Source organism: Brytella acorum (assembly GCF_029309905.1).
Taxonomy (GTDB): Bacteria; Pseudomonadota; Alphaproteobacteria; order Acetobacterales; family Acetobacteraceae; genus Brytella; species Brytella acorum.
In genome coordinates this window covers 244,776-269,808 of sequence record NZ_JARBJP010000001.1, presented here as the reverse complement: position 1 = coordinate 269,808, position 25,033 = coordinate 244,776, and the positions used below count along the sequence as shown (strand labels likewise).

The following is a 25,033-nucleotide window of genomic DNA, read 5'->3' as shown; positions in this document are numbered from 1 at the left end:
ATGCCCGACATCAGGGAACGACTGACGCTTCCGGGCACGCACGGACGTCTGCTGCACGACGCGCCGCTCGGCCCGCGCGCCTGGTTCCGCGCGGGCGGCAACGCCGAAGCGCTGTTCATGCCCGAGGACGACGGGGATCTCGCCACGGCGCTGCGCATCGTCCCCTCCGACGTGCCGGTGACGGTGCTTGGGGCGTGCTCGAACGTCATCATTCGCGATGGTGGCATCGAAGGGCTGGTCATTCGCCTTGCGCGCGGCTTTTCTTCGATCGCTGTCGAAGGCGACGCCATCGTCGCGGGCGCGGCGGCGCTGGACATGACCGTCGCGGAGCATGCCGCCAGCGCCGGGATCGACGGCCTGTCGTTTCTCGCGGGCATTCCCGGCTCCATCGGCGGCGCCGTGGTCATGAACGCGGGCGCCTACGGCTCGGACACCGCCGCCGTGCTGGAATGGGCCGAGATCATGACGCGTGACGGCCAGGTCACGCGCCTCGACAACGCGGCTCTGGGCTTCGCCTATCGCCACTCCGCCCTCCCGCCCGGCGCGATCGTCCTGCGCGCGTGCCTGCGTGGCCGTCGCGGCGATCCGGACGCCATCCGCGCCCATATCGCCGAGATCAGGGCCGCGCGCGAGGCCGCCCAGCCGGTCCGGGCGCGCACCGGCGGATCGACCTTCCGCAATCCTGACGGTCACAAGGCCTGGACGCTGATCGACGAGGCCGGTTGCCGCGGCCTGCGGCTCGGCGAGGCGCAGGTCAGCGAGAAGCACTGCAATTTTCTGCTCAATCTCGGCGGAGCCACCAGCGCGGATCTCGAGGCGCTGGGCGATCTGGTGCGCGAGCGCGTCCGCGCGCGATCGGGCATCGATCTTCATTGGGAAATCAAACGTCTGGGGAAGCCCGCATGAGCCTTCACGTTGCCGTTCTGCATGGTGGCATTTCGAGCGAACGCACCGTCAGCCTGAGCAGCGGTCGCGCGATCGCAGCCGCGCTTCGCGAGGGCGGCTACGATGTCACGCTGATCGATATGGGCGAAGATCTCGTCCCGACGATCGCGGCCCTGCGCGCCGCCGCCCCGGACCTCGTGTTCAACGCCCTCCACGGACGACTGGGCGAGGACGGCGCGATCCAGGGCGTGCTGGAATGGCTCGGCCTGAAATACACCCATTGCGGCATCCGTGCCTCGGCGGTCGCCATGGACAAGGAAGCCACGCGACAGGTCCTCCAGGCGGCTGGCCTGCCGGTGGCGCGCGGCATGGTCGTCGATATGCCGACGCTGGCGGCGAGCGATCCGCTGCCACTTCCCTATGTCGTCAAGCCGCTGGCGGAAGGCTCGTCCGTCGGCGTCGAGATCCTGCGCACGGGCAGCAATCGTCGCGTCGAAATCGCGTCCGGCTGGCGCTACGGGCCGACGGCTCTGGTCGAGGAATTCGTGCCGGGCCGCGAACTGACCGTCGCCGTCATGGGCGGTCGCGCCCTGACCGTGACCGACATCATCCCGAAACACGCCGCCGACGGCTTTTACGATTTCGACGCCAAATACGTCGCGGGCGGTTCCGTTCACCAACTGCCCGCCGACATCCACCCCGAAGCCTTCGAGCAGGCGCTGCGCCTCGCGGAGGCCGCCCATCGCGCCCTGGGATGCACGGGCGCGACGCGCACGGATTTCCGCTACGACGACACTTCCGGCGACGGGCCGGGTCGTCTCACCATCCTCGAAGTCAACACCCAGCCCGGCATGACGCCCACCTCGCTCCTGCCGGAACAGGCCGCGCATCAGGGCATCAGCTATCCCGCCCTTTGCGACTGGATCGTGCAGGAGGCGCTTTCGCGCTGATGACCGGACGGCGAACCTCTCAACGACCGCGCGAAAGCTTCGCCAATGATCGTCCCTCGCGCTGGAAGATCCTATGGCGGCGTCACAGGCGCACGCTGCCCCTGATCGTTTTTCTCGCGATGCTGGTCGGGCTGGGAGTCGGCGTATCGGCCATCCTGCACGATACGGACTCCGAGGCGCGCTTCGCCCCCCTCCGTGCGAAACTGATCGAGCTGATGCCTCTGCGCGTAAGGGAGATTTCGATTTCCGGCCGCCATCTGACGACGGAAAACAGTCTCATGGAAGCGCTCGGCACGCATGTCGGCGCGCCGATGTTCGGCATATCCGTTGAGGCCGCCCGCAAACGCATCGACGCCCTGCCGTTCGTGGACCACGCCATCGTCGAGCGCCATCTGCCCGATACCATCATCGTGCGCCTGACCGAACGCAGCCCCGTGGCTGTCTGGCAGACGCATGGCCAGTTCGAACTGATCAATGCCCGTGGCGAACGCGTTCCCGATCAGGGCATGAAAGGCAAGGACGCGGAGGCCTTCGTGAAACTGCCGCTGGTGGTAGGCGACGGCGCAAACGTCGCAGCCGGATCCCTGATCGAGGCGCTGGATGCGCAGCCGACCGTCAAGACGTTCGTCATCGCCGCCGTGCGCGTCGGGCAACGCCGCTGGAATCTGTCCCTGCGCGACGGAACCACGGTGATGCTGCCCGAAGGACAGGAACCCGCCGCGCTTGCACGGCTTGCGACCTATCAGGCCAGCCATCGCCTGCTGGAACGCCCGGTCGTATCGATCGACATGCGCCTGCCCGACCGGCTGATCATCCATGAAAATCCGTCCGCGCAGCCTGCGGCGACGCCACCGGCCGCCGACAGGTCGGCCGACAGGCCGAAAGACGCGGCAACGGAAGGTGCGCCAACGGAAGGCCCGGCCGCCGGTCACGCGGATCCGGGGGATCACTCGGCCCGGGATCGGAAACCGGGCAAGACCTCAGACCCGGCCTCAGAAAGGGAAGGACCGAACCCATGAACGACCTGGTCGTCACCACCCCGGACTCCCCTCGACGCAAACGTCGCGCCGGGCGCGGCCGCTCGCTGATCCCCATCGGTGGCGAACGTCATGCGCGTGAGCGGTCCGAGGGAGACATCCTCTCCCTGCCGCCGCCGGACACCGCTCCCACGCCGCGTCACTGGAAAAGCGGCGTGTTCGGGGCTCTGGATATCGGTTCGACGAAAATGACCTGCCTGATCGGCAAGGGCGAGGCCGACGGGTCGCTGCGCGTGCTAGGCTATGGCTGGCGGCGTTCGCGGGGAATCCGGAATGGCGCGGTCATCGACATCCACGAGGCCGAACAGGCCATCCGCGCCACCGTCGGGCAGGCCGAGGACGCGGCGGACAAGCGTCTCGACAACGTCATCGTCAATCTCTCCTGCGGCCATCCCGAGAGTCACGTCTTCAATGCCCGCATGCCCATCGGCGGCCGTGAAATCACCGATGGGGACGTCGCCCGCGTCGTCGCGGAAGGACAGAACCGCGCGCGCACCGAAGGTCGCTCGATCATCCATACCTTCCCGATCGGCTACAGCGTCGACGACACCGGCGGCATCATCGATCCCCGCGCCCATCTCTGCGATCACCTGACCGCGCGCCTGCACATGATCGACGCGGGCACGACGGCCCTGCGCACGCTGGATTCCGTGGTCAGCCGCGCGGAACTCAAGATCGGCGGCCTGGTCTCCGCGCCGCTGGCATCCGGTCTCGCGGTTCTGGAAGATGACGAACGCGAACTGGGCGCGACCGTCGTCGAAATGGGCGGCGAGACCACCTCTCTCGCCGTCTTCGGCGAAGGTCTCCTGCTCCACACGGCGCATATTCCGGTCGGTGGCATGCATGTCACGCGCGATCTGGCGCGCATGCTGTCGACCAATATCGCCGACGCGGAACGCCTCAAGACCGTGTACGGCTCGGCGGAGCTGGCGTCGGAGGACGAAACGGAAAGCCTGCCGATCCAGATGACGGGCGATCATGCCAGCGCGATCGCGCGCGTTTCGCGCGCCAAGCTGGTTTCCGCCATCCGTCCTCGCATCGAGGAAACGCTGGAACTGGTCCGTGACAGGCTCGACAGCGCGGGTCTGGGCCGCGCGGGACGCGGACGCGTCGTGCTGACTGGCGGCGCATCCCTGCTCGAAGGCATCGGCCCGATGGCGGCGCGTATTCTTGAGCGCCCCGTCCGTCTCGGACGACCGCTGCACATCACGGGATTGCCCGAAGGCACTGCCGCGTCGGCCGGTTTTTCCACGGCGGCGGGACTTCTCGCATGGGCGGCGGGAGCGGATTACGCGTTTCGAGGGGCGGCGACGCCGGAGATGCGTTCGGCCGGCCTTTTGCGACGGTTCGTCGGTTTTCTGCGCGATCGCGCTTAAAAGAAGAAGCCATAAAAAGACGATCTTATTATGGCCTTCATCGTGTGATTTCATTATGACACTAAAGAACTGCTCCGATCGATGACCCACCGGATACGCTCATGACGCTCAACCTGACACTTCCGCAGCACCAGCATTCTGATTTTTCGCCACGCATTACGGTCGTTGGCGTTGGCGGCGGCGGAACCAACGCGGTTGACAACATGATCGCCCTCCAGTTGCAGGGCGTGGAATTCGTCGTCGCGAATACCGACGCGCAGCAGCTTTCCCACTCCCGCGCCGACCGCCGCGTTCAGCTCGGTCCGCACCTGACGCAGGGTCTGGGTGCCGGTGCCAAGCCTGAGATCGGCAAAGCCGCCGCCGAGGAGGCCGCCGACGAAATCGCGCGCCACATCGAAGGCGCACACATGGTCTTCATCACGGCGGGCATGGGCGGCGGCACGGGAACGGGTGCCGCGCCCGTCATCGCCAAGATGGCGCGCGATCGCAATATCCTCACGGTCGGCGTCGTCACCAAGCCGTTCTCGTTCGAAGGCGTGCGTCGCGCCCGCTCCGCCGATGCGGGCATCGCGGAACTGCAACAATATGTCGACACGCTGATCGTCATCCCGAACCAGAATCTTTTCCGCCTCGCCAATGAGCGCACGAGCTGGAAAGACGCGTTCAAGATGGCCGATAACGTTCTTTACATGGGCGTGCGCGGCGTGACCGATCTCATGATGGCTCCTGGCCTCATCAATCTCGACTTCGCGGATATCCGCACCGTCATGGCCGAAATGGGCAAGGCCATGATGGGCACCGGCGAAGCCGAAGGCGAAGACCGCGCCCTCGAAGCGGCGAATGCCGCGATTTCCAACCCGCTCCTCGAAGACACCTCGATGGCGGGTGCCCGTGGCCTGCTGATCAACATCACCGGCGGCGAGGATCTCACGCTGTACGAAGTGGATCAGGCCACGAACCGCGTGCGTGAGGAAGTCGCCGACGATGCGAACATCATCTTCGGCTCCGCGATCGATCCTGCCTTGAACGGCAAGGTTCGCGTGTCCGTCGTGGCGACCGGCATCGATACGGTGCGTCCGATCATCGACGAAGCACATGACCCCGTTCACGCTGCGGAAGACGCTGTCGACCCGCAGCGGCAGACCGCTGAAACGCCTGCCCAGCAACCGTCGCCCTTCCAGCCCGGTTCCACTTACGCGGCCGTACCGCGGTCGACGCTCAACCAGCCCGTCGAATCCCAGGCCGCGCCTGCAACTCATACACCGGCTCCTTCCCCGAACGCGCTGCCCCAGCAGGCGGCCCGTCCGCCATCGCCCCGGTCGGGACTGTTCTCCGAACCGCAGCGTCAGGCCGAACCTGCCCCCCGCAGCCTGTTTGGAATTGTGACGGGAGCCCTTCGAGGCCGTCCGGCGCCTCAGCCGCAGCAGCCTGTTTCCCCTCCCCAGGCGGAGGCCGGTCCGGTGGAAATGCGACCTGCCGCCCCCCAGGCGGCCCCCACCCAGCCGCAGGACGAAGACAACACGCTGGAAATTCCGGCGTTCCTGCGCCGCCAACAGTAAATTCCGCCTTGGAAAAGTCATTTTTTTCAAGGCGTTGACGAGTAATACTCGGCAATAAACATTGACTGGCAAGGGGATGACGGGAGTGGTTAAGGAGAACGGGCGGTTTCCCCACCGCGTCATCTGTTTCCACCCCGAGGAGTTCTCCCATGCGAAGTGCGGCTGTGTACGATAGGTGCGACGCGCCTGTGATGCGCGCGGCCACCCTTCCCCTACAGCCGGATATGGAGATGGCGCTGTCGGCTTCGCTCCTGCCTCAGACTGCGCGCCAGCGGACACTTGCTCATCCCATCTCGTGCGTGGGTGTTGGTCTGCATAGCGGCAATGATGTGCGCCTGACGCTGCACCCGGCAGCAGCAGACCACGGCGTGATCTTTCGGCGCTCCGACGTCGAAAACGCGACTCCCATTCCCGCTCTTTACGACCATGTCGTCGATACGCGTCTGAGCACGGTCATCGCCAACCCCGAAGCCCCGAACGTTCGCGTCGCGACGATCGAGCATCTCATGGCGGCCTTGCATGGTTGCGGCATCGACAATGTGATGATCGATGTCGATGGTCCGGAAATTCCAATTCTCGACGGTTCGGCGGCGGAATTCGTTTTCCTGATCCAGTGCGCCGGCACGACGGAACAACACGCGGTCCGGGAGCGGATCGAAATACTTGAGCGCGTCCGCGTCGAGGGCGACAACGGCGCTTTCGCGGAATTGCGTCCTTCCCGCCGGGGACTCGCTCTCGCCATGTCGATCGATTTTGGAGCGAGGGCGATCGGCCGCCAGAGCTATGCGATGCCGCTGAGCGAAGCCCGTTTCCGGCAGGACGTCGCCAACTGCCGTACCTTCATCGAACGCCGCGATATCCAGCATCTGCAGGAAGCGGGCCTTGCCCGTGGCGGCTCTCTGGACAATGCGATTGTCGTGGACGGCGCGACGATCATCAATCCGGCGGGGCTGCGTCGCGAAGGCGAATTCGTACGCCACAAGCTGATGGACGCGGTCGGAGATCTCTATCTCGCAGGTCACACGCTTCAGGCGGGCTTCATGGGGCACAAGTCTGGGCACTGTCTCAATAACCGCCTGTTGCGCGCGGTCTTCGCGAACCCGGCCAACTGGCGTATGGTCAGCGAGGCGCCCGCGCGCTCACGCCTGAACGCAGCCTGAACGCAATCTTCACGCATGGGCTTTTCCGCGCTGGGCCGCGTGATATAACACGCAGCACCATGGAAAGAGCTGGCATGTCACACCCCATCGAACGCACATCTTTTATGTCCGGAACACTGCGTACTGCATCCCGCGTCATGATCGCTGGCAGCGTTCTGGTGCTCGGCGGGTGCTCATACTTTTCGAACAAGGACAAGATGGAGGCGCCCAAGCTGGCAAGCGCCGAATCCTTGTACAATTACGGCGTGGATGCTCTGCATTCGCAACGCTACGTATTGGCCAGTGGTGAATTCGAACTTCTCCAGCAGAATTACCCCTATTCAGGATACACGGCCAACGCCGAACTGATGGAAGGCTATGCCTACTATCTCCAGGGCGAATACGCACTCTCCGTCCAGCAGCTCGACCGCTACCTTGAACTTCATCCCACAAGCCCTGACGCGGCCTATGCCTTCTATCTGCGCGCCCTTTGTTACTACGAACAGATCGCCGACGTGCAGCGCGACCAGCAGGGAACCATCGAAGCGATGGATGCGCTTGAAGAGGTCGTCACACGCTTTCCGCAGACGGATTACGCCCGCGACGCTCGCCTGAAGATCGATCTGTGCCGCGATCATCTCGCCGGCAAGGAAATGCTGGTGGGTCGCTACTATCAGCAGCAGCGCAACTATGAAGCCTCCATGAACCGCTATCAGCGCGTCGTGCAGGATTTCCAGACCACCAACCACGTGCCCGAAGCGCTTGAGCGTCTGGTGGAAGTGTATCTCTCACTGGGTCTGGGCGATGAGGCCCGCCGCACGGCTTCCATCCTCGGTTATAATTACCCTGACAGCAAGTGGTACCGGTATGCCTATACGAACCTGAAAGAATACCATCTCGCGTCCAACGATACGCCGAAGCCAGGCAAAAAAGCCGGAACCGAGCCCGGCTTCTTCGGACGCATGTGGCATAGTATTTTCTGATTTTCCGGGTTTCCGCTTCCCGGCCCGCACGCATGCGCGGGCCGACAGGCCGCCTCGCCCGATGGGCATTTCCGAACGTGACAGGGTTCTGACGTCATGCTGACGCATCTCTCGATCCGGGACGTTGTGCTGATCGAAAAGCTCGATCTCGCATTTCAGCCAGGCCTGACCGTCCTGACCGGCGAAACAGGCGCTGGCAAATCCATTCTCCTCGATAGTCTTGGCCTGACGCTCGGCGAACGGGCCACAGCCGGTCTGGTGCGCGCTGACGCCGGTCAGGCGGCCGTCTCGGCCAGCTTCGAGGTCCCGTCCGATCACCCTGTACACCACTTGCTCAGCGAGCAGGGCATAAGGCTGGAAGATCCGAGCGAGCCGCTGCTTCTGCGACGCACCGTGACGGCGGACGGTCGATCGCGGGCCTATCTGAACGACCAGCCGATCGGCGTGGGGCTCCTGCGGCGCGTGGCCGCCCTCCTGGTGGAAATCCAAGGCCAGCACGAACAGATGGGACTGGCCGACCAGAGCACCCATCTGGATCTTCTGGACGCCTTCGGGGTCACTCCCCAGCTACGCGAGGCGACGGCGCGCACCTATCGCGCCTGGATCTCGGCGACCGCCGCGCTGGCGACGGCGCGTGCCGAGATGGAAGCCGCGGCCCGCGAAGAAGACTGGCTTCGTCAGTCCTCCGAGGATCTCGCAAGCCTCGCCCCTCAGGAAGACGAGGAAGAGACGCTCGCCGCCATCCGCGTCAGTCTGCAACAGGATGAGCGCCGGAGCGAGGCCGTGGCGGCAGCCCTGTCCGAACTGACGCCGCGCGATCGTCGCACGGCGACCCCCGCGGCGGCCCTGCGCTCGGCCAGTCGTGCGCTGGGCCGTCTGCTGCCCACGCCTCACGAAGCCACGGCCAACGCGCCATCTTCCAACGCGCCGTCTTCCGGCCAGCAGGAACGTGCGCAGGAAGCGCTGATGGCGCTGGAGAAGGCGGAAGAAGCGCTTGCGGAAGCCGAGAACATGCTGTCCCGGCTGGCCTCGGATACGGAATCCGATCCCCGTCTTCTGGAGGAAACGGAAGAGCGGTTGTTCGCCCTGCGCGCCGCCGCACGCAAGCACGGTGTCGCCGTCACTGACCTTCCGCATCTTCTGGCGTCGTTCCAGAAACGCCTCGCCGCCCTCGACAGCGGTAACGCGCAGATCGCGTCCCTCGCCGCGCAGGAACGGGAGACACGCCTCCTCTTCGAAGCTGAAGCCGTCAAACTCAGCGAAGCGCGCGGAAAAGCGGCCCGCAAACTCGAAGCCAGCGTGATGGCGGAATTGCGTCCGGTCAAACTCGAACGGGCACGCTTCATCGTTTCCCTGATCCCGCTCGAACCCGAAGCATGGAACATCCGCGGCCGGGAGCAGGCGTGTTTCCTGATCGCCGCCAATCCGGGTCAGCCGCCGGGACCACTCGCCAAGGTCGCGTCCGGTGGCGAACTCTCCCGCCTCATGCTCGCCCTCAAGGTGGTGCTTGCCGGGCGCTCCGCCGTGCAGACACTGGTTTTCGACGAAGTGGATTCAGGCGTCGGCGGCGCGACGGCATCCTCCATCGGCGACCGGCTGTTTCAGGTGGCGCGCGACGTCCAGGTGCTTGTAGTCACCCATAGCCCCCAGGTCGCGGCGCGTGGGGAACATCATCTGCGCATCGCCAAATCCGTGCGCCATGAACGCACGGAGACATCCGCCACCATCCTGTCGGCTGAAGCAAGGCGCGAGGAAATCGCACGCATGCTGGCTGGCGATGTCGTCACCGACGCCGCCCGTGCCGCTGCCGACAGCCTCCTGGGATCCTCATGACATCTGCCGCTCCTAAAGCCCCCCCGGAAGCCGCCCGGGAACATGCACGCCTTGACGCCCAGATCGCGCGCTGGGACGAGGCCTATCACGGCCATGATGCCCCGGAAGCTACCGATGCGGAATATGACGCCGCGCGTCGGGCCCTGCTCGCTCTGGAGGCGGCGCATCCTGAACTCGGGAGCCCTGCCAGCCTGAGCGCGCGTGTCGGTGCGGCGCCTGACGCCGCGTTCGGCAAGCACAAGCACCGTGTGCCGATGCTGTCTCTGGACAACGTTTTCGACGCGGATGAATTCACGCAGTTTCTGGCCCGCGCCAGCCGCTTTCTGGGCCTCGATGAAACGCAGCTGAATGCGCTTTCCTTCGTTGCAGAACCCAAAATCGACGGTTTGTCGATTAGCCTGACTTACGAACACCGTCGGCTGGTGTGCGGAACGACGAGAGGAGACGGGTTCGAGGGCGAAAACGTCACCGCCAACCTGCGCAACCTGCGCGACATCCCGGAACACCTCCCGGACGATGCCCCGGACCTGATCGAGATTCGCGGCGAAGTCTTTCTCTCTAAGGCCGACTTCCTGAAAATCAACGCTGAAGCCGAAGCACAGGGGCAGAAAATCTTCGCGAACCCTCGCAACGCAGCCGCCGGTTCCCTTCGCCAGCTCGATCCGGCCGTCACACGCAGCCGCCCGCTTTCCCTGTTCGCCTACGCGCAGGGCTACGCAAGCACGCGCGTCGCCTCCACCCACTCCGCTTATCTGGCAACGCTGCGAAGCTGGGGTTTCAACGTCAATCCGCATTCCCAACCCATCGCACATGCCCGCGACATTCCCGCTTACGTCGAGAACCTTGGCCTGATCCGTGCGTCGCTGCCTTACGATATCGATGGCGTCGTCCTGAAAATCGACGACGTGGCGCTACAGGAACGTCTTGGCTTCGCCGGTCGCGCGCCGCGCTGGGCCGTCGCGTGGAAATTCCCGGCCGAGCAGGCCGTGACGCGGCTCCTCTCCATCGAAATCCAGGTGGGGCGCACAGGCGCCCTGACCCCGACCGCGCATCTCGATCCGGTCAATGTCGGGGGCGTGCTCGTCGCGCGCGCGACCCTGCACAACGAGGACGAAATCGCGCGCAAGGATGTCCGTCCGGGAGACAGGGTCCGGCTCCAGCGCGCCGGTGACGTCATCCCTCAGATCCTCGGGCGCGTCGATGATGGAGAGCCACGCGGTCCGGCTTTTGTGTTTCCCGATCACTGCCCCGTCTGCGGCGCGATCGCCGAACGTCCTCCCGGCGAGGCCGTGCGACGCTGCACGGGAGGGCTGACCTGTGAAGCACAGGTGGTGGAACGACTGATTCATTTTGTATCCAGAACCGCTTTCGATATCGAAGGGCTGGGCGACAAGAGCATCCGCGAATTCCATGACGCGGGCTTCATCCTGAAACCGGGAGACATATTCCGCCTTCAGGACCATGCTTCCGTCATTGAAGCACGCGAAGGCTGGGGCAGCGTGTCCACCCGCAACCTGCTCAGCGCCATTGAACAACGACGTACGATCCCATTTGGACGTTTCATTTACGCTCTGGGAATTCGCCGCATCGGCGAACGTAACGCGCAACTGCTCGCTCGCCACTACAGGACGTTCGAGAATCTGTGCGCCGACATGTCCAAGGCCGCGATCATCGGGTCCGATGAGAGACTTGCCCTGGGCAGCATCATGGGAATTGGTTCCGTGATCGCCGATGAGTTCGTGGCTTTCTTCCGTGAACCTCATAACATTGATACCCTGCATGATCTGGCGGCCCAGCTGACGATTGAACCCGAAGCCTCCCCGAAGGCCGGGCGGCTTTCCGGCAAAACCCTCGTTTTCACCGGCACATTGACCACGATGAGCCGACCGGAAGCCAAAGCCATTGCCGAGCGTCTGGGTGCGCAGGTGTCCGACAGTGTGTCGCGCAAGACGGATCTGGTCATTACCGGGGATAAAGCGGGCTCAAAGGCGCGCAAAGCCACTGAGCTCGGTATCGAAACGCTGGACGAGAACGAGTGGCGTGAACTGGCGGGTCTCTCCTGACCGGCAATCCGGAAGCGCCTCCTCCTGACTGCGTCCTGAAGACGAAAACACGGCCAGGAGACCGCCCATGACCGTCATGACGTCCGCCATTCATGATGCCCTTCTGATCATTGACGTTCAGAACGACTTTCTGCCCGGAGGCGCCTTGGGCGTTCCCAACGGCGATCATGTCATTGCGCCCATCAACAGACTTTCAGGTCTACCTTTCCGGTGCGTGATCGCCTCGCAGGATTGGCACCCGCCCGAACACATTTCATTCGACGCCATGGGCGGTCCATGGCCTTCGCACTGCGTGCGCGGCACGCCTGGCGTGGAGTTGGCCCAGACTCTGGATCAGACACGCATCCGTCATATCGTGCGCAAAGGCACCAGTCCCGCCCACGACTCCTATTCGGCGTTTTGCGACGATGGTGGGATGACGACAGGCCTCGCGGCTCTTTTAGGGGGACTGGACGTGAGACGGGTCTTCATCGCCGGATTGGCGCTGGATTTCTGCGTCGCGGCCACCGCTCTTGATGCCCGCCGTGCAGGATTCGAAGCGATCGTTGTCATGGATGCGTGCCGCCCGGTCCACCGCATTTGGGAGGCGACGCAGACTTCTCTTCAAAAGGCTGGTGTGGAAATTCTCCACACCAGCTCACTTACCGACGTGACAATGCCGTAGATGATTGCGGGGCGGAAACCGTGAGATAGGACATGATCTTCTTCAATTCGGGATCTGTGATGCGACCACTCGCATCGCGCTGAACCCGCGCGACCACCTCGACATTTCCGGCCCTGACCGCGTCTCCGCAGAGACGCGCCATATAAACCTGCTGCTCGGGAGCCAACGGACCGATCGGCGCAAGCGCATAGGTGCTGATCTTCTGGAGCGCCGCCACGGCGCCTGGCCAGTCCTGCCTGCTTTCCGCGATGCGCGCTCGCAAATCATAGGCCGCATCCGTCTCGACTCCCGCAAGCCGTGCGAGCGCTGCATCGTCCTTGCCCGCCGCAAACTCGATACGAGCCTGCAACACACGCCGATCGGGGGTCAGTTGATCGTCAGCAGGCTGGTCTTTCAGAAATGCCGCAGCGTCCTGTGGCTTGCCGGACGCCAGAAGCAGCGCAGCGAGATGATCGACAACCGTCTGCTTGCGCGTCGGATCGGAAATCTGGGGTAGAAGATCATGTAATGTGGCCACTTCCCGATCCCTGAGACCCAAAGCGCCATAAGAGTCGGCCAGGGCCTGCAAAAGAGTGCTCGCCTCTTCGGATCCATGCCCGGCGCTATCCGCCGCCTGTCTGAAAGCCACGAAAAGGTCCGAAGCATCTTCCGGTGTCAATTTCTGAACATTCTGACGCGCGGACTGCATGCGGGTGAGAAGATCCTGCCGGACCCGTTCCGCTTCGTCCTTCCAGACCGAACTGACACGCGCCAGATCCGCCAGAGACTGCTCGGCCAGTGTCCAGCGTCCCGCATCCATGTAGGCATGGATCTGCTCAATCAACACCTGCGGTTCGCGGCCCGCGATACGACTGGAAGGCCGCAGAATATCGAGTGCTTTTGCGAGTTTGAGGGGATCCGGGTCTTTCTTGTGCGCATAGAGAAGGAACGCTTCCCGTGCCTTGGCTGCCCGCACGAGATCCACATCGTGACTGACGGCTTCCAGGGCAGGGAGAGCATCGGCACCATCCCTCCGTGACAGGTCGAGAGCCGACGCAAGCCGCCTGTCGCCATCATCCGGAAGGCCCGCAAATACATCTGGCGCCAGATCCTTGCCATATCGCGCGATCCACTCGGTCGCCGGTCCCTTCAGGGCGGCACGGAGTGGCGCCGGGTAATGCTCAAGCGTCGACAGACCCGCGACGAGCAGTTCGGCCGTATGAGCACGCTGCCCGTCATCGTCGAAAGGCGGCTGCTGCTGGACGGTGAGGGCCAGCCCTCTCCAGAGCTGGTCTTCCGGGGTATTATTGTCCGCGCTCGCTGCCATATCCGGAAGGTGCCCATGCAGGACGCCAATCGCACGCTGAAGCGGCCATACGCCCTCTCGATCGACTCCTTGAGGATCGTCCTGCAAGGCCACATCCATGATGGCTTTGGCGTTCTTTGCGTCGCCAAGCGCCAACGCGGCCCTTGATGCCTGAATTCGAGCGGAAAACCGTTGGGCAGGTTCGGCAAGCGCGGCCGCCGTCCAGGCTCTCCTGAAGTTTTCGCGCAATATGTCCGGCTCGGCCGCACTCAGCAAAAGGCCTGGAGAGACGCTGAGAGTGCGGGAATGGGGCAACTGTACGGGAACGGTTTCCTCACCCACCGCATCAAGCGCGAAACCGTTTGCGACATTTCTCAACTCGAGGGCGTCGGAGTCAGCCGCTACCACCACACCGGCCAATGTTCGGCGGATATCATAACCCGGCCCGCGCATAGGCTGGGGAACACGCCAGTCGGCGCCGCTTACAAGGCCGAGCAGGAGGCGCCTCCCCGACTGGGGGTCGGAGAACTCCATCGTGCGCGCCGTCTTCTGCTCCATGGCATTGCCGGGCGAGAAGATGATGGTCGCGCCCTTCTGACTCAGCGTGACGAAGTTCTCGGATGGGAGGACGGACACGTCATCACTGATCATCCATCCCGCCTGACCGCCGCGCTCCTGAGGCACTAGCGTGACATGCGCGTCAACCAGCCCGGAGACCTCGATAACGGTCGCGTTTCCCCGTGTGAAACTGCGCCAGGTAATATCGTTGGCCACATCCGACGGGGAGTCGGGCAAACTCTGCTTGCCGCCAAGCACGATGGTCGCTCGACCGTTATTCTGATAGCCTGCGACGGCAACGTCCTGCGCGACCGGAATCCAGAGGCTGTGCCTGTCGACAGACGTGATCAATGGGGTCAAGTCAGCAGACGGCACCCCGTCTTTCAACGAATTTCCGAAATCAGCTGCTTGGCCCGGCGTTCCAGGAACCGGCGCCTGGACTTCCCCGCCCGAGGACGGCGTGGATTTCGGACTAAAATATATGTTCGGATTACCGATAAATCCCCAGCCGGAAGGCAGACGAGGCACGGGCATTCCGTCCTGACCGAGAGACTGAACGACAAGACGCGCCACAGGCGTCACAGTCCAGTGTCGGGTCGCTTCATCCGCTCTGCCGACAGTCGGGACCACGCCAGCCGCTGAAGCCAACAGAAAGATAGAACGCCAGCGCATGATATCGCTTCGCTTAGCCTCCATTGTGACTGACCGGAATCAAAATCGGCTGACGACCGGCAAGCATCTGCGTCGCCAGAATCGCGCGTTGAGGTGACATTGCTTCCATGATCGCGGACGCACGCCTCGGCGTCATATGTTGCAACAGCATGACGCAGACATGCAGATCCAGAATATCGAAAATAGCCGCGGCATCCGCCGGCTTCATCGCGCCATAAATTGCGGTCAAACGCCCCATGTCGTCATCCGACAGAGACGCCGTACGTTTCGCGCTTCCTGCACTGGAATCAACTGTCAGGCTGGAAAGCTTGCGGTCAAGCGCAATGGAGGCCGCTTCGAGAAGTTGCTTTCGTTCAGCCAGTTCGCGCGTTTCCCGTTCGACTTTCTGAGCCTGGGTCTGAATATCCTTGATCAGCGCGGATTGATCGGCCGAAATGGCGACCGGGACGGGCTGACCAGCGCAAGCCTTATCGCCGTCGCATCGATTAGCCACGAAACCGGCGGGCTTGACGACTGGCGCCTGGCTCGACGACGCCTCCCCCGTTCCGCCGGCGCTGACTTTAGCCGAAGCCGGGCCACTTCCGCTTTGAGGAACAGCACGCGCTTGCGCAATCAGCAGATCGTCCGACGGATCTCCCTGAGCGATCCCCAGCAGATTCTGGGCAATGTCGTAAACATTCAGCCCGAGCAACAGAAGCATGCACGCGGTTGCAACCGGCACGATCCGCGAGAGTGTAGGACGAAGACTTATCGTGCGACCCATTTTCAGGCTCTCTGCAAACGCAATGCACGGAGGAGTTCCCGCTCAGCATCGCTCTTGACACCGACGCTTCGCGTCGGCTCGGGAGGCGCAACCTCGGTCATCAACGGCGTGTTATCGTCACCATCTGAAACAAGCGAGGGGCGCTGGTAGACAGAGCGTCCTTCGAGACGGGTCGCGAGATCTTCTCCCAGTTTGCACAGCTCAACCAGTTCCGCACGCAACAGTTTGCCCTGATCCACGGTCTTGCCCAACTGACGGGCAGAGACCTCGGTTGTCTGTCGCAAATGCTCGATGCCGCTACGGGCATCGCCGCTGCTTCGATCAAGACTCTGGATCAGCCGACCTAGCTCGTCCTTATCCCGACGAAGGGATGTCAGCGCGCGCCCGAGATGCAGGCTGTAAAAGATCGACAGAATCAAAAGAAGTGAGAGGGTCGCTTCAATTCCTAGCTGAATGTCAGCCATTTTCTTCACCCATCTGTTCGATTTCGGCGTCGAGATCGCCGGAAGGTGCGCTGGTGACAGGCGGCCCTTCAATCTTGAAGGCAACGCGCCCCTTATATTGTCCGATACGGCCGGAGAACATCGTCGTGCCGCCACAACGCAACTGGGCGAAGGCACCTTCACGATGCTGAAGCACGAGCTTCTGACCCGGTTTCAACTTGAGGATGTCCGACAGACTCATCATCTGTTCGTCAATCACACAGTCAAGCTCAAGTTCCGTCTGCCACAACTCCTGCGCCAGATGCTGTTCCCAGGTCTGATCGTGACCGAACTTCTCTCCCATGAACTGCTGCAACAGTACATCGCGTACCGGCTCAAGCGTCGCATGAGGGAGAACGACCGTCATTTCTCCCCGACCGTTGCCAATCGAAACAAGAAAACGTGCCGCGACAGCGCCATTGGTTTCACGGGAAATGGCCACGAAACGTGAGTTCAACTCAAGCCGGTCAAAGCGCAATGTCACCGCGCAGAGCGGACCAAACGCATGCGACAGATCGGCAAGAACGGCCCGGACGAGCGGCTCCATCAGATTACGCTCAATCGTCGTATGGGGCCGATCCGGCCAGACCGGGGGCGCCCCACCGCTGTCGGTGTCCCGACATCCGCCGCCGAGCAGCGCATCCACAAACATGTAGACCAGTGACGAACTCAGGATGACGACCCCGTAATTCTCCCACTCTTCGGCCTTGAACACGGCGAAAATCGCGTGACCGGGCTCGCCGCGCAGAATATCTCCGAAACGCTCCGACGAGAGTGACTCGAGAGACACATCCACATTGTCGTTCATCATGTTGCGGAGCGTCGTCGTCATGAGTCGCATCATGCGATCGCAGACAATCTCGAGCATGGGCAACCGCTCGTACGAGACGTGCGAGGTGCCGATCAGAAGCTCGATGCCCTTCCGTTGAGGCCGCGTCGCCGTAGCGTTCTGTTCCGCCGTCACGGCGGCGTCGACGACCGTACGAAAAGGAAGCGGTGGAGAGCGGCGCGCCGATGCCGGAGCGATATCACTGACAGCGGAACTCATTGAACGAGAAGCTCCGTAAAAAAGAGGTCGCGAACTGGAATGGGCGCGAGCACGTTACTGATCTGGGCGAACAGCGCTTCACGCAGACGATAAATTCCGCTGCCCGCAAGCTCGTCCGGTCGGGTATCATGCAGATAGGTCTGGAAGAGATCCTCAACCTGCGGAAGACGACGACGCACGGCATCCGCGTCCTGCTCCGAGGCGAGTTGCAGTTGCGCCGTCACGCGCACATAGGACGCATGCCCGCTGTCGCCGTCGAGCGTGGCCATCATGGGAGGAATCGGCAGGTTATAGGGCGAGGCGACCGCTACGACTTTCGGCGCGCCATGATGCTTCGCTTTCCAGACATACGCACCACCTCCTATGGCTATCGCCAGAAGAACGGCGATAGCCGTCAGCAGCATTTTCTTGCGCCCGGAACCGCCTGCCTCCTCTTTGACTGCCGCTGCTTGCATGAACTACCGCCTGATTGTGTCACAGTCCGGTGAAGATGACTCAGTGGTAGTTAACGATAGGTTGATAAAAAGCGCCCGAAGGCTTCCTAAATACCTTAACCGTCTGGAAAGCACTGGCCGATTTGCTTGTCAGCACCATTTAAAGCCGGATTTTTTTCCAGAGTGGTTCACGATCGCGCCGCTCCGCCGCTTCCCGGCCCGCATCCGATATCGTTTTCACACCGAATGACATGCAAGAAAGGAAGGCATTGGCTTTCGAGGAAGTGACGCGTACGATACGAAACGACTTTATCGCAGACCGCAGGAAGACTGAAATATTGGATACAGCCCAGCGCGCGGCGCAAACCGCCCCCATTTCTGCCGACGAAGGCTATGACAAAGGCCTGGGCCGCCGTCAGGTCCAGATGATCGCCATCGGTGGCGCCATCGGCACGGGGCTTTTTCTCGGCGCTGGCTCGCGTCTGCAACTGGCTGGGCCGGCGCTCGCCATCATCTACATCGTCTGCGGCGCATTTTCGTTCATGATCCTGCGGGCCCTCGGCGAGCTGGTGATGTATCGTCCAACCGCGGGCAGCTTCGTTTCCTATGCCCGCGAGTTTCTTGGCGAACGTTCCGCCTATGTCGCGGGCTGGCTATCCTTTCTCAACTGGGCCATGACAGGCATCGTCGATATTACGGCCGTCGCGCTTTACATGCATTTCTGGGGCACCTTCGAACACGTACCCCAATGGGCCTTCGCGCTGGTCGCCCTGTGTATCGTCGGCACGATGAACATGATCGGCGTGAAATATTTCGGCGAGATGGAATTCTGGTTTTCGCTGATCAAGGTCATCGCTCTCGTTCTTTTCCTGATCGCCGGAACGCTCATCCTCGGCCTTCGCGTTCCGGTCGCAGGGCACGAAACGGGACTGCACCTCATTACGGATAATGGCGGCGTCTTCCCTCATGGCCTTCTGCCGGCGCTACTGCTCCTGCAGGGCGTCGTCTTTGCCTATTCCGGAATCGAACTTCTCGGCACGGCTGCTGGCGAATGCGCGGATGCCCGTGAGATCCTGCCCCGCGCCATCAACAGCGTCATCTGGCGTATCGGACTGTTTTATGTCGGCTCGGTGCTCCTGCTGGTCTGCCTGCTGCCGTGGAGCGCCTATCACGCAGGTGAGAGTCCGTTCGTGACTTTCTTCACGGCCTTTGGCATTCATGGCGTCGATCACGCCATGAATATCGTGGTCCTGACGGCGGCGCTCTCAAGCCTCAACTCGGGCCTCTATTCCACCGGTCGCATTCTACGCGCTCTGGCTCTCGGCGGATCGGCACCCCGCGCACTGGCCAGAATGAACCGCCAGTCCGTCCCGCACGTCGCCATCCTGACGACGGTTTCGATCTACCTGCTCGGCGTGGGTCTGAACTATCTGATACCCTCCCGCGTCTTCGAGATCGTCCTGAACATGTCCGCGCTGGGCATCGTCAGCACGTGGGCGTTCATTCTGCTGTGCCAGCTCAAGCTGCGACGGAAGATCAATGCTGGAGATATCGCTCCCACCAGCTTTCCCATGCCCGGCGCCCCCTACACGAACTGGGCGACATTGGGCTTCCTTGCCTTCGTCGTCGTCATGATGGCATTCGATTACCCGGAAGGCACTTACACCGTAGCGCTGATCCCGGTCATTGCCGCCATCCTCGTGATGGGCTGGGGAGTCATCCAGCGTAGCCATCCGCGCTGACTCCCCGCATCCCTTATCGGACTCCGGCGGCTCCGAGGATCTGCCAGAGATAGGTGTATTCGAGGGCCTGTTCCTGCGCGATTTCCGCAAAATTCGCACCGTTGGAGTGGCCGCCCTCGGTCTCCTCGAAATAATAATAGGGAAGATGCAGCGCTTCCATCCGCGCCGCGAAGCGTCGGGCATGGACCGGACCGACCCGATCATCCTTCGTCGTCGTCGTGATGAGCGGCACGGGGTATCTGACTCCCGCCCGAAGGTTCTGCACGGGTGAGACTTTTGTCAGAAACGCATGTTCCGCCGGAATGGCGTTGCTGCCATATTCATCGACCCACGAAGCGCCAGCCGACATGGTCTCGTAGTTGAGCATATCCAACAACGGCACCTGAATGATCGCCGCCTTCCACATATCGGGATGCTGTGTGAACTCCACACCCATCAGCAACCCGCCATTGGAGCCACCCTTGATGGCCAGATAGTCCGGCGACGTGATCCGGCAGGCGACGATGTCTTTTCCCACCGCAGCGAAATCATCGAACACGATCTGACGTTTCGTCTTCAGACCCGCGTCATGCCACGCCGGTCCAAATTCACCGCCGCCCCTAATGTTGGCAAGAACATAAACGCCGCCACGTTCGAACCAGAGCTTGCCCAGAACCCCCGAATAATACGGCGTCATGGAAGCCTGGAAACCGCCATAGGCATAAAGCAGCGTGGGATTCTTTCCGTTCAGCGGCGCGTCCTTGCGACGCACGACAAAATAGGGAATCAGCGTCCCGTCCGTTGACGGAGCCTCATGCTGTTCGACGATCAGGCCCGTCGTGTCGAACTGCGCCGGTGCGTGCTTGATCGCCGCGGCGGCTCCGGTCGCGGTATCGACCATCCAGAGCGTGGTCGGCGTCAGGAAACCCGTCACGCTTATGAAGGCCGTGTCGGTCTCGAGATCGCTATCCACGACCGATACCGATACGTTTTCGGGCAGGGTCAGCCTTTGCCCGTTCCAATGCCCACGATCGTCAATCCGGTAGATCCAGGCCTGACCGCGCACATTGTCGTATAGCGAGATCACCAGACGATCACGGCTGACGCCGACACCCTCGATCGTCTGGCGCGCGGTGGGCGCGACCACAAGTTCGGGGGCAAGATCCGCTTTCATGGGATCGACCGCGACGACCGAACCGGCGACGAAACCGCGCCACTCCTGATTCAGACGCACAATCAGACGACCATGCACATAACCGGCGCTATCGGATTTTTCAGGAAGATCGAGTTTGACGGCCCTGTCGCCATCCAGCCGATATACCTGCCGAGTGAAGAAAGTCGGCAACTTGACGATCATCGGCAACACATGACCGTCGCTGTCGTGAAGCACGGCGCCACCGACCGACATATCCGACTTCACACCCGCGAAAACCTGCGTGGCGTCTTCGAGTTTCTGCCCACGTCCCAGCTTCTTGACGATATAAGGATAAGACGACGTCGTGACCTCATCCGGCGTCCACGGACGGCTGACCAGGAGCGTATCGGCATCGAGCCAGCTTACGTCCTGCTTCGCGTGAGGCAGAAAAAAACCGCCCTTCACGAACTGGCGTGTTTCGAGGTCAAACTCCCGATAGGTTTCGGCGTCCTCGCCCCCTTCTGAAAGACCGATCAGGCAACGTGTGCCTCCGGGCTCCTGACAGGTCGTGCTTCCCAGAAACCAGTTGCGCTTTTCGCGCGCCGCCAGAGCGTCGAGATCCAGCACGACCGTCCATTTCGGGGACGCGGTCCGATAGGAAGCGACGTCCGTCCGGCGCCAGATACCACGGATATGCGACGCATCCCGCCAGAAATTATAGACGAATGCCCCATGCTGCGAAGGCATCGGAATGCGATCCGTCGATTGCAGAATATCGAGGGACGCCTTCTGGAATTCGCCGAAAAGAGGATTCTTCCGGAACGCCGCAAGTGTCCGGTCATCACGCGTATGGACCCAGTCCAGAGCCTGCTTGCCGTTCACCTCCGTCAGAAATTCCGGAGCCATGAGAGGCGCGGCCGCAAGGCCGGAAGCAGGAGCCAGTGCGGTCGCCGCCGTCAGCAGCCATGCGACCATGCGATCGGGGAACAATCCGGAACGATTCGCAGCGGACATAAAAAAAAGCGGTTTGCGTATGGTCATCAGAACCCTCCGCAAACCGCCTTAGTCATCTACCAGACCCGCTGCAAGCCGCTATGCTGTGCAAACCGGGTCGGAAAGCCGGGTGTCGATTACTGCGGCCACTGCGAAAGAATCTGCGCCTTGACCGACGACGGAAGCACGACATAGTCGAGGCGCTGTGCGGCGACATCGCCCTTGTTCAGGCCCCATGTGAAGAATTCACGCACGGCCTTGGCCTGCGCCGGGCTCTTGGGATCGGTCGGCACGAGAACGAACGTCGCCGAAACGATCGGCCATGCGCCCGCGCCTGCGGTATCGAGCAGGTCGACAGCGTAATGGTCGGCATGGGCCCAGTCCGCATTCTTGGCGGCCGCGGCGAAGGCGTTCAGCGTCGGAGCGATGAAGGCTCCGTCATGATCCTTGAGCTGAACGATGTTCAGGTGGTTACGGCTGGCATAGGCATATTCGACATAGCCGATACCGCCTTCGGTGGTCTTGACGCTGGCGGCGACACCGTCATTCCCGCGTGCGCCAGCGCCACCCTTCCATGCAACGGAAGTCGCCGCGCCAAAGCTGCTCTTCCATGCCGCCGAAACCTTGGAAAGATAGGATGTGAACACGAAGGTCGTGCCCGAGGCATCCGCACGGTGCACCGGCGCGACATCCATATCCGGCAGCGTCACGCCCGGATTCAGAGCGGCGATCTTCGGATCGTTCCACGAAGAAATCGAGCCGTCGTACAGACCGGCCAGCGTCGCGCCATCGAGCTTCAGCTGCCCCGGCGCAATGCCCGGCAGGTTGATGATGACAACGATGCCGCCCATCACGGTCGGGAACTGGTAAAGCTTGTTGGCATCCAGCTTCGCGGGGGCCATCGGCGCGTCGGACGCACCGAAATCGACCGTGCGGGCGATCACCTGGTTCTGGCCTGCTCCCGACCCGACGCTCTGGTAATTGACCTCGAAGCCGTTCTCTTTCTTGATGGCCTCGCCCCATGCGCCGTACAGCGGTGCGGCAAAGCTTGAACCAGCGCCGGTCAGACCAGCAGCATGGGCGGGCGCAGCCAGGCCGACAACGGCGGAAAACGCCACTGCAGCACAGGAAGCCAGAGCAGAAATGCGGATTGAGCGCATGATGCCAACATGTCCTTCGTCATAGGGCCGGTCTCGCCGGACGCCTGTCCTCTAGCGGCCCGGCCCTCCATGCAACACCCATCACCGCGTTATAGTTTTGTGACAGACTGTTCACACCCGATGGGATATCAGGAATCCACCCACTCTCCCATGACGCAGAGACGGTCCCACTGAGTCGGCGTCAAAGGAACGACGGACAGACGCGACTGCCTGACAAGGGCGATATCCTGGAGATCGGGTGTCGCCTTGATCTCCGCGAGCGCCACGGGGCGGGGCATGGCGCCCACCGCGCGCATATCCGTGCAGACCCACGCGCTGCCCTCCGGCGCCGTCGGATCGGGATAGGCCACCCTCACCACCTCGACAACGCCCACGATTCGCTTCTCGCTCACCGAGTGATAGAAAAACGCCCGGTCCCCGATTTCCATGGTCGCCAGATTCTTCTTGGCCTGATGATTACGTACGCCGGTCCATGGTTCCGTCCCGTTCGCCATCTGCTGCGCCCATGAAAATGCCTCCGGCTCAGACTTGATCAGCCAGTAGGCCATGCCCGCTCTCCTTCGTCATTTCCCGTCCCCTGCCGGAAAGGGCATCCGGCGGGATGCCCCTCATGCGCGAATGCGCGCTTCGCAAGCGATCAACAATCCGTCATCGCCTATCACAAGAGGCGGAAATGCCCTATCTGCCAGCGGCGCGGGCGACCCGCCCGGCAATTATTTTGCGGCCAAACGCATCAAAGTCTATGCTGGTGGCCTTGGTTGCATGTCCGGGGACATTTTCTTGACGGCACTTCCCAATTCGGCGGCGGGCAGTTTTCTCCATCGTTTCGCCAATCCGGGCCGCTTTCTGCGTCTCTCACGCTGGCTTCTGCCGCTGCTCACGGTCGTCGCGCTCGTCGCGCTCGCGGTTGGCATCGTATGGGGCCTGTGGTTCGCGCCCGCGGACTGGCAGCAGGGCGACAGCGTGCGGATCATGTACATTCACGTCCCAATGGCGATCCTTGCTTCCTCCGGCTATCTCGCCCTTGCCGTATGCGGCGTTCTGTCCCTTGTCTGGCGCCATCCCCTGGCGGACCTCGCCGCTGTCGAGATCGGGCCCGTCGGCGCGGTCGTCACGGCGATGTGTCTCGCGACGGGATCGCTCTGGGGCAAGCCGATGTGGGGTACGTGGTGGGTCTGGGACGCGCGCCTGACTTCCGTGCTCGTCCTGTTCTTCCTCTATCTCGGTCATATCGCGCTGATCCATGCCTTTGACGAACCGCAGCGAGGCTATCGCGCGGCCGCCGTGCTCGCGATCGCGGGCGCCGTCGACCTGCCGATCATCAAATACAGCGTCAACTGGTGGAACACGCTTCATCAGCCCGACAGCATCTCGCTGACCAGCGCCCCCACCATGTCGACCTCGATGCTCGCCCCCCTCTTCATCTGCATGATCGGTTTTTCCGCCGGTTTCGGCGCCCTGGTCGTCGCGAGGGTCGATGCCGCCATTCTCGAAGGCCGCGCCCGTCAGCTCATGACGCGTCGCCTGCCCGATCAGGAGCGCGCCGCATGACCCATCTTCCTTACATCGCCGCGTCCTACGGGCTCGTTCTTGGAAGCGTCCTGATTCTCTCGCTACAGGCCGTTCTGCGTCTCCGCAGCGCGCGTCGTCGCCTGGCGATGCTCGAAACCACCCGCCAGCGCAGGACCGCATCATGATCACCACGACCAGAACAGGTGGCCGACGCGGCATGACCCGCAAGACGCGGCGACTCTGGCTCGTCCTCGCCTGCGTGGGATGTCTCGGCGTCGCGACGGCGCTCGTGCTCAACGCGTTTTCGTCGAACATCGTGTTCTTCATGGCGCCCTCCCAGCTCAGGGATCATCCGCCCGCCGGAGACCGGACGGTGCGTCTCGGAGGCATGGTCGTCGCCGGATCGCTCGCCCGCACCACCGAGGGCACCACGCCGGTCAACGCCTTCGAGGTGACGGACGGCCAGGCCGCCATTCCGGTGCGTTTCGCGGGCATCCTGCCTGACCTGTTCCGCGAAGGGCAGAGCGTGGTGGCGCTCGGCACCATGCAGAAAGATGGTATTTTCCGCGCCAGCGAGGTGCTCGCCAAGCATGACGAGACCTACATGCCCAAGGAAGTGGCGGAAGCCCTGCGGAAAAGCGGCAAATGGGACCCGCGTTTCGGCAAGCCGCCGAGTGCCGCGGAGTGGGACACGATGACCCGGACCGAAGCCCGCAAAATCACTGCACAGGGTTCCGGCGCCCCCGCATCCAACGGCTCGAACGGAAGCTGACAGACAGAT

Annotated in this window: 22 protein-coding genes; 14 read left to right on the top strand and 8 right to left on the bottom strand. The window is 62.6% G+C overall.

The window, feature by feature from the left end; all coding sequences use genetic code 11:
* The 10 genes from murB (at position 1) to PWM43_RS01125 (ending at position 12,489) form a co-directional block, all read left to right on the top strand.
* Entirely contained in the window at positions 1–906 is a 906-nt protein-coding gene (murB, locus tag PWM43_RS01170; protein WP_289841145.1) for a UDP-N-acetylmuramate dehydrogenase, read from the top strand.
* Positions 903–1,835, top strand: a complete 933-nt coding sequence (locus PWM43_RS01165; protein WP_289840736.1) for a D-alanine--D-alanine ligase — start codon at positions 903–905, stop codon at positions 1,833–1,835. The genes murB and PWM43_RS01165 overlap by 4 nt, the downstream gene beginning before the upstream one ends.
* A complete protein-coding gene (locus PWM43_RS01160; protein ID WP_289840735.1) occupies positions 1,835–2,854 on the top strand; it encodes a cell division protein FtsQ/DivIB in 1,020 nt (339 codons plus the stop codon). Before PWM43_RS01165 ends, PWM43_RS01160 begins: the two co-directional genes overlap by 1 nt.
* Positions 2,851–4,248: a cell division protein FtsA gene (gene ftsA, locus PWM43_RS01155; protein ID WP_289840734.1), complete on the top strand. Its 1,398-nt coding sequence runs from the start codon at positions 2,851–2,853 to the stop codon at positions 4,246–4,248. Before PWM43_RS01160 ends, ftsA begins: the two co-directional genes overlap by 4 nt.
* Positions 4,249–4,349: 101 nt before the next feature.
* A complete protein-coding gene (gene ftsZ, locus PWM43_RS01150; RefSeq protein ID WP_289840733.1) occupies positions 4,350–5,807 on the top strand; it encodes a cell division protein FtsZ in 1,458 nt (485 codons plus the stop codon).
* A 149-nt stretch (positions 5,808–5,956) separates the two neighbouring features.
* Positions 5,957–6,967 carry a UDP-3-O-acyl-N-acetylglucosamine deacetylase gene (lpxC, locus tag PWM43_RS01145; protein WP_289840732.1) on the top strand — a complete coding sequence of 337 codons (1,011 nt, stop codon included), beginning with the start codon at positions 5,957–5,959 and terminating at the stop codon, positions 6,965–6,967.
* A 104-nt stretch (positions 6,968–7,071) separates the two neighbouring features.
* A complete protein-coding gene (locus PWM43_RS01140; RefSeq protein ID WP_289841144.1) occupies positions 7,072–7,929 on the top strand; it encodes an outer membrane protein assembly factor BamD in 858 nt (285 codons plus the stop codon).
* Positions 7,930–8,025: 96 nt separating this feature from the next.
* Positions 8,026–9,762, top strand: coding sequence for a DNA repair protein RecN (gene recN, locus PWM43_RS01135; protein ID WP_289840731.1), 1,737 nt, complete (start codon positions 8,026–8,028; stop codon positions 9,760–9,762).
* Positions 9,759–11,825 carry an NAD-dependent DNA ligase LigA gene (gene ligA / locus PWM43_RS01130; RefSeq protein ID WP_289840730.1) on the top strand — a complete coding sequence of 689 codons (2,067 nt, stop codon included), beginning with the start codon at positions 9,759–9,761 and terminating at the stop codon, positions 11,823–11,825. Before recN ends, ligA begins: the two co-directional genes overlap by 4 nt.
* A 67-nt stretch (positions 11,826–11,892) precedes the next feature.
* Positions 11,893–12,489 (top strand): isochorismatase family protein, encoded by a 597-nt coding sequence (locus tag PWM43_RS01125; RefSeq protein ID WP_289840729.1) that lies wholly within the window; start codon positions 11,893–11,895, stop codon positions 12,487–12,489.
* Here PWM43_RS01125 and PWM43_RS01120 read toward each other — a convergent pair.
* The 5 genes from PWM43_RS01120 to PWM43_RS01100 are packed head-to-tail and all read right to left on the bottom strand — an operon-like array spanning position 12,467 to position 17,752.
* Positions 12,467–15,004, bottom strand: coding sequence for a tetratricopeptide repeat protein (locus PWM43_RS01120; protein WP_289840728.1), 2,538 nt, complete (start codon positions 15,002–15,004; stop codon positions 12,467–12,469). The two genes, PWM43_RS01125 and PWM43_RS01120, sit on opposite strands and share 23 nt — an antisense overlap.
* A gap of 13 nt (positions 15,005–15,017) precedes the next feature.
* Positions 15,018–15,767 carry a MotE family protein gene (locus PWM43_RS01115; RefSeq protein WP_289840727.1) on the bottom strand — a complete coding sequence of 250 codons (750 nt, stop codon included), beginning with the start codon at positions 15,765–15,767 and terminating at the stop codon, positions 15,018–15,020.
* Between the two features lie 2 nt (positions 15,768–15,769).
* Positions 15,770–16,231 (bottom strand): DUF6468 domain-containing protein, encoded by a 462-nt coding sequence (locus PWM43_RS01110; protein WP_289840726.1) that lies wholly within the window; start codon positions 16,229–16,231, stop codon positions 15,770–15,772.
* Positions 16,224–17,297, bottom strand: a complete 1,074-nt coding sequence (locus tag PWM43_RS01105; protein ID WP_289840725.1) for a FliM/FliN family flagellar motor switch protein — start codon at positions 17,295–17,297, stop codon at positions 16,224–16,226. Before PWM43_RS01105 ends, PWM43_RS01110 begins: the two co-directional genes overlap by 8 nt.
* Positions 17,294–17,752, bottom strand: coding sequence for a flagellar basal body-associated FliL family protein (locus PWM43_RS01100; RefSeq protein WP_289840724.1), 459 nt, complete (start codon positions 17,750–17,752; stop codon positions 17,294–17,296). The genes PWM43_RS01105 and PWM43_RS01100 overlap by 4 nt, the downstream gene beginning before the upstream one ends.
* A 314-nt stretch (positions 17,753–18,066) precedes the next feature.
* Here PWM43_RS01100 and PWM43_RS01095 point away from each other — a divergent pair, with 314 nt between their 5' ends.
* On the top strand, positions 18,067–19,473 hold the full coding sequence (locus PWM43_RS01095) for an amino acid permease (protein WP_394356017.1): 1,407 nt from the start codon (positions 18,067–18,069) through the stop codon (positions 19,471–19,473).
* 13 nt (positions 19,474–19,486) lie between these two features.
* On the opposite strand, the gene PWM43_RS01090 is transcribed toward PWM43_RS01095, so the two are convergent.
* From PWM43_RS01090 to PWM43_RS01080, 3 genes are all read right to left on the bottom strand, one after another.
* Positions 19,487–21,628, bottom strand: a complete 2,142-nt coding sequence (locus PWM43_RS01090) for a prolyl oligopeptidase family serine peptidase (RefSeq protein ID WP_289840722.1) — start codon at positions 21,626–21,628, stop codon at positions 19,487–19,489.
* 89 nt (positions 21,629–21,717) lie between these two features.
* Positions 21,718–22,740, bottom strand: coding sequence for a phosphate ABC transporter substrate-binding protein PstS (gene pstS / locus PWM43_RS01085; protein WP_289840721.1), 1,023 nt, complete (start codon positions 22,738–22,740; stop codon positions 21,718–21,720).
* Positions 22,741–22,868: 128 nt separating this feature from the next.
* Positions 22,869–23,288 (bottom strand): EVE domain-containing protein, encoded by a 420-nt coding sequence (locus PWM43_RS01080; RefSeq protein ID WP_289840720.1) that lies wholly within the window; start codon positions 23,286–23,288, stop codon positions 22,869–22,871.
* A 232-nt stretch (positions 23,289–23,520) separates the two neighbouring features.
* Between PWM43_RS01080 and ccmC the strand changes: the two genes are divergently transcribed.
* Genes ccmC through ccmE form a run of 3 tightly spaced genes read left to right on the top strand, consistent with a single transcriptional unit; the run spans position 23,521 to position 25,024 of the window.
* Positions 23,521–24,291 carry a heme ABC transporter permease CcmC gene (ccmC, locus tag PWM43_RS01075; protein WP_394356003.1) on the top strand — a complete coding sequence of 257 codons (771 nt, stop codon included), beginning with the start codon at positions 23,521–23,523 and terminating at the stop codon, positions 24,289–24,291.
* On the top strand, positions 24,288–24,437 hold the full coding sequence (ccmD, locus tag PWM43_RS01070; RefSeq protein ID WP_289840719.1) for a heme exporter protein CcmD: 150 nt from the start codon (positions 24,288–24,290) through the stop codon (positions 24,435–24,437). The genes ccmC and ccmD overlap by 4 nt, the downstream gene beginning before the upstream one ends.
* Positions 24,438–24,469: 32 nt before the next feature.
* Positions 24,470–25,024 carry a cytochrome c maturation protein CcmE gene (gene ccmE / locus PWM43_RS01065; RefSeq protein WP_289841142.1) on the top strand — a complete coding sequence of 185 codons (555 nt, stop codon included), beginning with the start codon at positions 24,470–24,472 and terminating at the stop codon, positions 25,022–25,024.
* Positions 25,025–25,033: the final 9 nt, after the last annotated feature.